The following is an 11,815-nucleotide window of genomic DNA, read 5'->3' as shown; positions in this document are numbered from 1 at the left end:
GGACAACCCAACGTCACCAGAAGAACGGTGTCACTGGAAGAACACAGCCGCCCGGTCCGCGAGATCCAGCACCGGCTGCGGCGCGATCCCGAGCACGACGGTCACCAGCGCGGACACCGCCACAACCGTCGCGGTCACCGCACCCGGTGCGACGACCGTCACCGCGTCGTCGCCGGGTTCGGTGAAGAACATCAGCACGATGACCCGCACATAGAAGTAGGCGGCGATCGCACTGCAGACGACACCGACGACGACGAGCGGCGCGGCCCCGCCCTCGATCGCGGCACCGAACACCGCGAACTTGCTGACGAAACCACTGGTCAGCGGGATCCCGGCGAACGCGAGCAGGAACAGGGCGAATGCCGCTGCGGCGACCGGGGATCGACGGCCCAGCCCTGCCCACGCGGACAGGTCGCCGGCTTCCCCGGTGCGGTCGCGGACGAGCCCGACGATCGCGAACGCCCCGACGGTGCTGATCCCGTAGGCGAGCAGATAGAACATCGTCGACGCGACGCCGGCGTGGTTGGCCGCGACCAGGCCGGTGAGAACGAAACCGACGTGAGCGACGGACGAGTACGCGAGCATTCTCTTGACGTCGCGCTGGGTCACCGCGATCACCGACGCGGCCACCATCGTCAGGACGGCGACGGCCCCGAGCACCGGCTGCCAGTTCGCGCTCAGCCCGGGCACCGCGACGTAGAACACCCGCAGCAGCGCCCCGAAGGCCGCGATCTTCGTCGCCGACGCCATGAACGCGGTGACCGAGGTGGGGGCGCCCTGATAGACGTCGGGGATCCACGACTGGAACGGCACCGCACCGACTTTGAACAGCAACCCGACCGCCAGCAGCGCCACACCGATCAGGGCCAGGGTGTCGTCGCCGGACCCGCCGGCGACGGCCGCCGCGATCCCGGACAACCGCACCGTGCCCGCGTACCCGTACAACATGGCCATGCCGTAGAGGAAGAACGCCGACGAGAAGGCGCCGAGGAGAAAGTATTTCAGCGCCGCTTCCTGCGAGAGCAGGCGCCGGTGCCGCGCGAGGCCGCACAGCAGGTACAGCGGCAGCGACAGCACCTCGAGGGCCACGAACATGCTGAGCAGGTCGTCGGATGCGGGAAACAGCAGCATCCCTCCGACCGCGAACATCGCGAGCGGGAACACCTCGGACGTGGTGATTCCCTGGCCTGCCGCCGCGCGCTCGGCGGCGCTTCCCGGCGGCACGGCCGGTTGCGGCGCGAAATCGTCGACGGCGAACCGGGCCCCGGCCGTGACCGTCTCGGCCCCGACCGCCTCCGCCACTGCCACACGGCGTTGCGCGATCAATCCGACCGCGAGGATCGAGGTCAGCAGGATCGCGCCCTGCAGGAACAGGGCCGGGCCGTCGATCACGACCGCGCCGAGCACCGCCGAACTGCTGGTTCCGGCGAGCGAGACGACCGCAACGAAGGCTGCGACGAGACCGGCGATCGCGAGCACGAACTGCGTCGTGTGCCGGACCCGGCGGGGCACGAATGCCTCGACGAGCACCCCCGCGACCGCGACACCGAGCACGATGAGCATCGGCGAGAGCAGACCGTATTCGATCGACGGAGCGCTGATCTCGTTCACTCGGATTCACCTCCCTGCTCGGGCGTATCGGTTTCCGGATCGGCGCCCACCACCGCCCCGGTCAGCACCGGACCGGGCACGGTGGGCGCCGGGTCGGTCTGCCCGATCGTGGTCATCGTGTGGTTCACGGCCGGGTCGATCACATCGAGCGCGGGTTTCGGGAACAGGCCGAGCACGATGAGCAGCGCGACGAGCGGTGCGACGACGACCAGTTCGCGCGGCACCAGGTCGCGGACCTCCTCGTTGCCGGAGGCGAGCGGACCGGTCATCATCCGCTGGTACAGCCACAGCACGTAGATCGCGGAAAGCACGAGCGCGCCGGTGGCGAACACCGCGGCGACGCCGTAGCGCGGGAATGTGCCGATCAGGACCAGGAATTCGCTGATGAACGGGGCGAGCCCGGGCAGCGACAGCGTCGCCAGACCGGCGACGAGGAACGTGCCGGCCGCGATCGGGGCGACATTGCGGACCCCTCCGAACGAGGCGATCAGGCGAGAACCCCTGCGGGAGACGAGGAATCCCGCGATGAGGAACAACGCCGCGGTCGAGAGCCCGTGGTTGACCATGTACAGCGTCGATCCGGTCTGGGATTGGCTGGTCATCGCGAAGATGCCCAGCACGATGAACCCGAAGTGCGAGATCGACGTGTAGGCGATCAGCCGCATCACGTCCGTCTGCCCGATGGCGGCGATCGCGCCGTACAGGATGCCGATCACCGACAGGGTGACGATCAGCGGCGCGAACGTCGCCGACGCCTCGGGAAACAGCTGCAGGCAGTACCGGATCATCGCGAACGTGCCGACCTTGTCGACGATCGCCATCATCAGCACGGCGTTCGCCGGTGTCGCTTCGACGGCGGCGCCGGGCAGCCAGCTGTGGAACGGCCACAGCGGTGCCTTGACCGCGAACGCGAACATGAATCCGAGGAACAGCGCGTTCAGCAGCCCCGGGGAGGCATCGAGTTCACCGGCCGTCGCCAGCGCGACGACCTCCCGGAAGTCGAACGTCCCCACCCCCTGGTCGACGGTCAGGATGTACAGACCGATGACCGCGGCGAGCATCATGAGGCCGCCGAACAGGTTGTAGAGCAGGAACTTCACCGCCGCCGCGGAGCGGGCGGCCCGGTCCTGCGCCCGGCCGAACCCGCCGATGAGGAAGTACATCGGGATGAGCATCGCCTCGAAGAACACGTAGAACAGCAGGATGTCGAGTGCTGTGAAGGCCAGCAGCACCATCGCCTCGACCACCAGGATCAGCGCGACATACGCGTGCGGCCGCTTGCCCCCGATGCCGTTCCGCACCACGGCGTCCCGGGTGTCGTTCCATCCGGCCAGCAGCAGCAACGGCACCAGCACCGCGGTGAGCAGGACCAGCACCAGCGCGATGCCGTCGACCCCGAGCGTGTATCCGGCACCGAAAGACGGAATCCACCGGTGCGATTCCACGAACTGGTACTGCGCTCCCCCGGGTTCGAACCGCACCGCCACGACGATCGCGAGCACCGCGACCACCAGCGACACGACGAGGGCACCGGCCTTGGCGAGGTCGGGCCGGCGCGCCGGCACCGTCCACACGAGCAGCGCGCCGATCACCGGCACCAGCCACAACGCGCTCAGCCACGGGAACTGGTTCATCGCATCCTCACCAGAGCACCATCGTGGCGACCACGAGGGCCGCGCCTACCAGCATGGACAGGGCATAGGACCGGGCGAATCCGGATTGCAGCGTGCGCAGCCGCGCCGACGCGGCCCCGATCAGCGCGGCGACCCCACCGACGGCACCGTCGACGGCGCGGTCGTCGACCTCGACGAGAGCGCGGGTCGCGTGCTGTCCGGGTCGCATGAACACCGCTTCGTTGACCGCGTCCCCGTACAGGTCGCGGCGCGCGGCACGGGTCAGGGCGGACACCTCGTCCGGTGCATCGACCGGGATCTCGCGGATCGCGTACTGCCGGTAGGCGATCGCGACACCGACGAGCACCACCGCGAGGGTCACGACGGTGAGCACCCACACCGGGACCGGCAGTTCACCGTGCTCTTCCCCGACCACCGGTTCGAGCCAGTTCTCCAGCGCCCCACCGTAGGCCAGCAGCGCGCCCCCGGCGACCGAGCCGATCGCCAGCACCACCATCGGCACGGTCATCACCCCGGGTGATTCGTGCGGGTGCGCATCCTCCGCCCACCGCCGCCGTCCGAAGAACGTCATGAGCATCACGCGGGTCATGTAGAACGCGGTGATGCCGGCGCCGAGCAGCGCGGCCGCACCGAGGACGAATCCTTCGGCGCCGCCTGACCCGAATGCCGCCTCGATGATCAGATCCTTCGAGAAGAAGCCCGCGAACGGCGGGATCCCGATGATCGCCAGATACGCGAGACCGAACGTGACGTAGGTGATCGGCATGACGGTGCGCAGGCCACCGAAGCGGCGCATGTCGGTCTCGTCGTTCATGCCGTGCATCACCGAGCCGGCGCCGAGGAACAACCCGGCCTTGAAGAAGCCGTGGGTGAGCAGGTGCATGATCGCGAACGCGTAACCGGCCGGACCGAGGCCCGCGGCGAGCACCATGTAGCCGATCTGGCTCATCGTCGACGCCGCCAGCGCCTTCTTGATGTCGTCCTTCGCGCAACCGATGATCGCGCCGAACAGCAGGGTCACGGCCCCGACGATCACCACGCCCAGTTGCGCGCCCGGCGCGACGTCGAAGATCGGGCCGGACCGCACGATGAGGTAGACACCGGCGGTGACCATCGTCGCGGCGTGGATCAGCGCGGACACCGGGGTCGGGCCTTCCATCGCGTCCCCGAGCCACGCCTGCAACGGCACCTGCGCGGACTTGCCGCATGCCGCCAGGAGCAAGGTCAGGCCGATCGCGGTCGAGACCGTTTCGCTCGCACCCGGAACCGCGGCGAAGACGTCGGCGAACCCGATCGAGCCGAACGAGGCGAACATGATCATCATGGCGACGGCCAGGCCCGTGTCACCGACCCGGTTGACGACGAACGCCTTCTTCGCCGCGGTCGCCGCGGTCGGCTTGTACTGCCAGAACCCGATGAGCAGATACGACGCGAGACCGACACCCTCCCATCCGAGGTACAGGCCGAGATAGTTGTCGGCCAGCACCAGCACCAGCATCGCCGCGAGGAACAGGTTGAGGTACGCGAAGAACAACCGCCGTCCGGGTGCCCGTCCGGCCGTGTTGCCCGACGGGTCCGGGCCGTGCGCCATGTACCCGACCGAATAGATGTGGATCAACGACCCGACACCGGTGATGAGCAGCACGAAGCACATCGACAACTGGTCCAGTTGCAGGCCGAAGTCGACCTGCAGCTCGCCGACGGGCACCCACGAGAACAGGTCCTGCTGCACGGCCCGGTCGTCGGCGGCGCGCCCCAACATCTGCACGAACAGCACCACTGCCAGCCCGAACGAGACCAGCGCGGTCGCGCATCCGACCAGATGTCCCCACGTGTCGCTGCGCCGGCCGGTCAGCAGCAGTACCGCGGCGCCGGCGAGCGGCAACGCCGGCAGAAGCCACAAGGCCGAGGTTCCGCCCATCCCGGTCTCCTCCCAGTGCTCTCGGAAAACTCAGTTCTCTCGGCAGGCTCAGTGCTTGAGCAGGTTGTTGTCGTCGACCGACACCGAACGGCGGGTGCGGAAGATCGTCATGATGATCGCGAGGCCGACCACCACCTCGGCGGCGGCGACGACCATCGTGAAGAACGCGAACACCTGCCCGTCGAGATTTCCGTGCATCCGCGCGAACGTCACGAACGACAGGTTCACGGCGTTGAGCATGAGCTCGACGCACATGAACACGATCAGGGCGTTGCGCCGCACGAGAACACCCGCGGCGCCGATGGTGAACAGCAGTGCGGAAAGGTACAGGTAGTTCGCCGGATTCATCGGGTCTCCTCCTCGTCCGGCCTCTCGACGATCGCGCCCCGGGCCTCGAGTACCCGGCTCACAGACAGTGGCGAATAGCTGCCGTCCGGCAGTCGGGCCGGAACGTCGACGGCGTTGCGCCGCGCGTACACCCCGGGACTCGGCAGCGGCGTCACCCGCACCTCCGGCTCCCCCGCTGCACCCCACTCCCGGAACCGCCTGCGGGCCAGTTCCTTCTGACCGAGACGCTCACCCGTCCGTTCGCGATGGGTCAGCACCATCGCACCGATGGTCGCGGTGACGAGCAGCGCCCCGGTCAGTTCGAACGCCCACACGTACCGCACGAACAGCAGTTCCGCGAGACCCGCGACGTGCCCGTCACCGGCGTCCACCAGACCCGCGAACGGCGGCAGCTCGGAGTCGGCGAGGAACCCGATGATCAGCACCCCGAACCCGATTCCCGCCACGACCGCCGCGATGCGGTGCCCGCGAAGGGTTTCGGTGAACGATTCGGACGCGTCGACGCCGACGAGCATCACCACGAACAGGAACAGCATCATGACGGCGCCGGTGTACACGACGATCTGGACGACACCGAGGAACTGGGCGTCCTGGGCGATGTAGAATGCGGCCAGCACGATCATGGTCAGCGCCAGGAAGATCGCCGAGTACACGGCCTTGCTCGAGACGACCACCCCGATGGCACCGATCACCGCGACGACGGCGAGAATCCAGAACTGCACCGCTTCACCGGTGGACGTGCGCTCGACGACGTCCTGGGCCAGGACCGTGAGGGTGTTCATTGTTCCGACCCCTCTTTCGGCGCAGCACCCGGCACCAGACCCCGGTAGTAGTCCTCCTCGGTGGTGCCGGGATACATCGCGTGCGGCGGCGCCTCCATCCCGGGTTGCAGCGGCGCCAGCAGCCGCGAGCGGTCGTAGATGAGATCGGCGCGGTTGTCGTCGGCCATCTCGTATTCGGCGGTCATCGTCAGCGCACGCGTCGGGCACGCCTCGACGCACAGTCCGCAGCCGATGCAGCGCAGATAGTTGATCTGGTAGACCCGGCCGTACCGCTCCCCCGGCGAATACCGTTCGGCCTCGGTGTTGTCCGCCGCTTCCACGTAGATCGCGTCGGCCGGGCACGCCCACGCGCACAGTTCGCAGCCGATGCACTTCTCGAGGCCGTCGGGATGCCGGTTGAGCTGATGGCGGCCGTGATACCCGGGCGCCGGCGGCCGTTTCTGCTCGGGATACTGCTCGGTGATCGGCTTCTTGAACATCGCCGCGAACGTGGTGCCGAAACCGGCGATGGGATCGAGGAATTCGGGCATCGTCATCCCTCCGCTGGGGTGCGCTGCGCGGGCACGGGACCCGGCATCGGTGGGACCGGGAAACCCCCGGCCCCAGGGTCGAACGGTTCGGCCGCCTCCGGTGCGGCCCGGGCGGGTTCGCCGCCACCGGACGTGCGCCGCAACCGGGTGAACACCAGGAACGCCAGGACGCACACCACCCCGACGGCGGCGAGTGTGCCCTGCCCGGCCACGTATCCCTCGTTGCCGAGCGCCCGGATCACGGCGACGACCACGACCCACAACAGCGATGCCGGAATGAGGACCTTCCAGCCGAGATTCATGAACTGGTCGTAGCGGAGCCGGGGCAGGGTGGCGCGCAGCCACACGAACAGGAACAGGAATGCCCACACCTTGGCGACGAACCACAGCACCGGCCACCAGCCGGAGTTGGCACCGTCCCACATGTTCAGCGGCCACGGAGCGTGCCAGCCGCCGAGGAACAGCGTGGTGGCCAGCGCGGACACGGTGGTCATGTTCACGTACTCGGCGAGCATGAACATCGCGAAGCGCAGCGACGAGTACTCGGTGTGGAATCCGCCGACGAGTTCGCCCTCGGCTTCGGGCAGGTCGAACGGGGCGCGGTTGGTCTCGCCGACCATGGCCGTGACGTAGATGAGGAACGACGGCAGCAGCAGGAAGACGTACCACGTCCCGACCTGCCCGGACACGATCCCGGACGTGGACATCGTGCCGGAGAGCAGGAACACCGCGGCGAACGCCAATCCCATCGCGATCTCGTACGAGATCACCTGCGCGGTCGAGCGCAGACCGCCGAGCAGCGGGTACGTCGAGCCGGACGACCAGCCGGCGAGCACGATGCCGTACACACCGACGGAGGTGACCGCCAGGATGTACAGCACCGCGACCGGAAGGTCGGTGAGCTGCAACGGCGTCCGCTGCCCGAATGCCGAAACCACCGGCCCGAACGGGATCACCGCGAACGCCATGAAGGCCGGCACGGTCGCGATGATCGGGGCGAGCAGATAGACGGGCCGGTCCACCCCGGACGGGACGATGCCCTCCTTCAGCGCCAGTTTGATGCCGTCGGCGAGGCTCTGCAGAATCCCTTGCGGCCCCAGCCGATTCGGTCCGATCCGCATCTGCATGCGGGCCAGGACCCGTCGTTCCGCGTAGATCGCCACGAGCACGGTCAGCACCAGGAACGCGAACACCGCCACGGCCTTGACCAGGATCAGCCACCACGGATCGTGTCCGAATGCCGACAGGTCTGCATACCCGTCCATCACTGCACCTCCCCCGCCCCGATCCGTACGAGCCCGCCGGATCCGACGCCCAGTTGCCGGTGGACGGCGGAGCCGGGTGAGTTCAGCGGCAGCCACACCACGCGATCGGGCATCTCGGTGATCGCGAGCGGCAGCGTCACGGCGCCGCGGTCGGTGGACACCGTCACCGCATCCCCGTCGGAGGCGCCGATCTCGGCGGCGGTCGCGGCGGACAGCCGGACCACCGGCGGTCGCGCGGTACCGGCGAGGTACGGTTCCCCGTCCTGCATCCGCCCGGCATCGAGCAGCATCCGCCAGCCGGTCAGGACCGCCTCGCCGGGACCGGCGCGGGGTGGCTCGACCGTCTCCGTCGCCGGATCGGCCGGTCGCTGGCCCTCCCACGGGCCGAGCAGGTCCAGTTCACGGCGCGCGGACTCCGCGTCGGGCACGCCGAGCAGGGTCCCCATCTCGGCGGCGAGCGCGTCGAGGACCCGCCGGTCGGGCAGGGTGCCGGGGCCGCGCAGCGCGATCCCGAACTCGCGGACCCGGCCCTCCCAGTCGAGGAAGGCACCGGACTTCTCGGCGACGGCGGCCACCGGGAACACCACGTCCGCGAGATCGGTGACGGCGCTGCGGCGCAGTTCCAGGCTCACGACGAATCCGGCCGATTCCACCGCCGAGCGTGCGGCCTGCGGGTCGGGGAGGTCGTCGAGGTCGACACCGCCGATCACCAGCGCACCGAGGTCACCGACCGCGGCCGCGGCGAGGATGCCCGCGGTGTCGCGTCCGGGATTCGCGGGCAGTTCGACGGTGCCGCCGACGCTGTCGGACCACACCTGCGCCACCCGGCTGCGCGCCTGCGGATCGGTGACGTCCCGACCGCCGGGCAGCAGCGTCGGCAGCGCCCCGGCCTCGAGGGCGCCGCGCTCACCGGCCCGGCGCGGCACCCACGCGAGCCGGGCACCGGTGTCGTCGGCGAGCCGGATCGCCGCAGACAGTGCGCCGGGCATCGTCGCGCACCGTTCCCCGACGATGATCACCGCGCCGGGACGGCGCAGCAGGTCGGAGACGTCGCCGCCCTGCTCCCCCGACCGGATCCCGTCCAGCACCGCGGCTTCGGAACCCGGCACGGCCTGCACCAGCCGGCCCGACATCTTCGTCAGGCCGCGGCTCGCGAACGGCGCGATCGACCGGATCGCGGCGCCGCCGCGCGCCGCCAGACGCAGCCGCAGGAAAACGATCGGCGATTCCTCCTCGGGTTCGAATCCGACGAGCAGCACCGCCGGCGCACGATCCAGATCCGAATACGTCACGGAGAGCAGCCGGCCGGCGATGCGGGCCGCGAGGAACTGCGCCTCCTCACCGGAGTGCTCCCGCGCACGGAAATCGATGTCGTTGGTGCCCAGCACGATCCGCGCGAACTTCGCGTAGGCGTAGGCGTCCTCGACGGTGACGCGTCCGCCGACGAGCACGCCCGCGCCGCGCGCCGCGGCCAGTCCCCGGGCGGCGATCGCGAGGGCGGCGGGCCAGGATCTCGGAACGAGTGTGCCGTCGTCGTCGCGGACCAGCGGGGTGGTGATCCGGTCGGGTTCGGTGGCGTAGGTGAACGCCCATCTGCCCTTGTCGCAGTTCCATTCGGCGTTGACCTGCGGGTCGTTGCCCGCGAGGCGTCGCAACACGACGCCGCGCCGGTGGTCGGTGCGTTGCGCGCAGCCGCTGGCGCAGTGTTCGCAGACGCTCGGGCTGGACACCAGATCGAACGGGCGCGCCCGGAAGCGGTAGGCCGTTCCGGTCAGCGCGCCGACCGGGCAGATCTGCACGGTGTTGCCGGAGAAATAGGAATCGAACGGTTCCTCGGCGTAGATGCCGACCTGCTGGCCGGCCCCGCGTTCGAGCAGATCGATGAACGGGTCACCGGCGATCTGCTGCGAGAAGCGGGTGCAGCGGGCGCAGTTCACGCACCGCTCCCGGTCCAGCAGCACCTGCGAGGAGATCGCGATCGGCTTCGGGAAGGTCCGTTTGACGCCCTCGAAGCGAGAATCGCCACGGCCGTTGGACATCGCCTGGTTCTGCAGCGGGCATTCCCCGCCCTTGTCGCATACCGGGCAGTCCAGGGGGTGATTGATGAGCAGCAGTTCCATCACGCCCTGTTGTGCCTTGTCCGCCACCGGGGACGTGAACTGGGTGCGGACGACCATGCCGTCGGTGACCGTGGTGGTGCACGAGGCGAGAGGTTTGCGCTGGCCTTCGACCTCGACGAGGCACTGGCGGCATGCCCCGACCGGGTCGAGCAGCGGGTGATCGCAGAACCGCGGGATGCGGATGCCGAGTTGCTCGGCGGCGCGGATGACGAGAGTTCCCGGGGGAACGCTGATCTCGATGCCGTCGATGGTGACGACCGGGTCCTTGGCCGTCGCGGGCCGGTCTGCGGTCATGACACTCCCCCTGCCGTGAGGGTGGACAGGCGCGGATCGAACGGGCATCCGCCGTGGGTGAGATGCGCGATGTACTCGTCGCGGAACAGTGCGATCGACGACGTGATGGGGCTGGTCGCGGCGTCGCCGAGCGCACAGAACGCGCGCCCGAGGATGTTGTCGGAGATGTCGAGCAACTTCTCGAGGTCGGCCTCGGTGCCGGTGCCGGCTTCGAGACGTTCGAGGATCTGCACGAGCCACCAGGTGCCTTCGCGGCAGGGGGTGCACTTCCCGCACGATTCGTGCTTGTAGAACTGCGACCAGCGCAGCACCGCGCGCACCACGCAGGTCGTCTCGTCGAAGATCTGCAGCGCCTTGGTGCCGAGCATCGACCCGGCGGCCCCGACCCCTTCGTAGTCGAGGGGCACGTCGAGGTGTGCGGCGGTGAACAGCGGCGTCGACGACCCGCCGGGTGTCCAGAACTTGAGCCGGTGCCCGGCGCGGATACCGCCGGCGTAGTCGAGGAGTTCGCGCAGGGTGATGCCGAGCGGTGCCTCGTACTGGCCCGGCCGGGTGACGTGCCCGGACAGCGAGTACAGCGTGAAACCCGGGGATTTCTCGGTGCCCATCGAGTGGAACCAGTCGACGCCGTTGAGCAGGATCGACGGCACGCTCGCGATGGATTCGACGTTGTTGACGACGGTCGGGCACGCGTAGAGCCCGGCGACCGCCGGGAACGGCGGCCGCAGCCGCGGCTGCCCGCGTCGCCCTTCGAGCGAGTCGAGCAGCGCGGTCTCCTCGCCGCAGATGTAGGCGCCGGCACCGGCGTGGACGACGACGTCCAGGTCGAAGCCGGAGCCGAGGATGTCGCGGCCGAGGTATCCGGCGTCGTACGCCTCGGCGACCGCGTGCTGCAGCCGGCGCAGCACGGGGACGACCTCGCCGCGCACGTAGATGAACGCGTGCGAGGCCCGGATGGCGTAGGCCGCGATGACGACACCTTCGACGAGCGTGTGCGGCGATGCCAGCATCAGCGGCATGTCCTTGCAGGTGCCGGGTTCGGATTCGTCGGCGTTGACGACGAGATAGTGCGGCTTGGCACCGGCGGGCGTGGTCGGATCCTGCGGGATGAACGACCATTTCGTGCCGGTCGGGAATCCTGCGCCGCCGCGGCCGCGCAGACCGGAGTCCTTGACGGTGGCGATGACCTCGTCCGGGTCGGTGCGCAGGGCGCGTTCGAGCGCCTTGTAGCCGTCGTGGCTCCGGTAGGTGTCGAGCGTCCACGACCGGGGTTCGTCCCAGTACCGGCTCAGGACCGGACTCAGCGGCAT

Annotated in this window: 9 protein-coding genes; all 9 read right to left on the bottom strand. The window is 69.2% G+C overall.

The window, feature by feature from the left end:
- Positions 1 to 30: 30 nt before the first annotated feature.
- The 9 genes from nuoN to nuoF are packed head-to-tail and all read right to left on the bottom strand — an operon-like array spanning position 31 to position 11,815.
- Positions 31 to 1,611 (bottom strand): NADH-quinone oxidoreductase subunit NuoN, encoded by a 1,581-nt coding sequence (nuoN, locus tag ACWDUD_RS00635; protein ID WP_450108040.1) that lies wholly within the window; start codon positions 1,609 to 1,611, stop codon positions 31 to 33.
- Positions 1,608 to 3,245 carry an NADH-quinone oxidoreductase subunit M gene (locus ACWDUD_RS00630; RefSeq protein WP_450108039.1) on the bottom strand — a complete coding sequence of 546 codons (1,638 nt, stop codon included), beginning with the start codon at positions 3,243 to 3,245 and terminating at the stop codon, positions 1,608 to 1,610. Before ACWDUD_RS00630 ends, nuoN begins: the two co-directional genes overlap by 4 nt.
- A gap of 7 nt (positions 3,246 to 3,252) precedes the next feature.
- Positions 3,253 to 5,166 (bottom strand): NADH-quinone oxidoreductase subunit L, encoded by a 1,914-nt coding sequence (gene nuoL, locus ACWDUD_RS00625; protein WP_450108038.1) that lies wholly within the window; start codon positions 5,164 to 5,166, stop codon positions 3,253 to 3,255.
- Positions 5,167 to 5,214: 48 nt separating this feature from the next.
- Positions 5,215 to 5,514: an NADH-quinone oxidoreductase subunit NuoK gene (nuoK, locus tag ACWDUD_RS00620; protein WP_197252195.1), complete on the bottom strand. Its 300-nt coding sequence runs from the start codon at positions 5,512 to 5,514 to the stop codon at positions 5,215 to 5,217.
- Positions 5,511 to 6,296 (bottom strand): NADH-quinone oxidoreductase subunit J, encoded by a 786-nt coding sequence (locus ACWDUD_RS00615; RefSeq protein ID WP_450108037.1) that lies wholly within the window; start codon positions 6,294 to 6,296, stop codon positions 5,511 to 5,513. The genes nuoK and ACWDUD_RS00615 overlap by 4 nt, the downstream gene beginning before the upstream one ends.
- A complete protein-coding gene (nuoI, locus tag ACWDUD_RS00610; protein WP_450108144.1) occupies positions 6,293 to 6,826 on the bottom strand; it encodes an NADH-quinone oxidoreductase subunit NuoI in 534 nt (177 codons plus the stop codon). Before nuoI ends, ACWDUD_RS00615 begins: the two co-directional genes overlap by 4 nt.
- Positions 6,827 to 6,828: 2 nt before the next feature.
- Positions 6,829 to 8,091 (bottom strand): NADH-quinone oxidoreductase subunit NuoH, encoded by a 1,263-nt coding sequence (gene nuoH / locus ACWDUD_RS00605; RefSeq protein ID WP_450108036.1) that lies wholly within the window; start codon positions 8,089 to 8,091, stop codon positions 6,829 to 6,831.
- Complete coding sequence (locus ACWDUD_RS00600; protein ID WP_450108035.1) at positions 8,091 to 10,505, bottom strand: NADH-quinone oxidoreductase subunit G; 2,415 nt, start codon at positions 10,503 to 10,505, stop codon at positions 8,091 to 8,093. The genes nuoH and ACWDUD_RS00600 overlap by 1 nt, the downstream gene beginning before the upstream one ends.
- A complete protein-coding gene (gene nuoF / locus ACWDUD_RS00595; protein WP_197252199.1) occupies positions 10,502 to 11,815 on the bottom strand; it encodes an NADH-quinone oxidoreductase subunit NuoF in 1,314 nt (437 codons plus the stop codon). Before nuoF ends, ACWDUD_RS00600 begins: the two co-directional genes overlap by 4 nt.

Source organism: Rhodococcus sp. NPDC003382 (assembly GCF_053589135.1).
The sequence above is the reverse complement of the archived record's forward strand: the minus strand, read 5'-3'. Positions and strand labels throughout refer to the sequence as shown.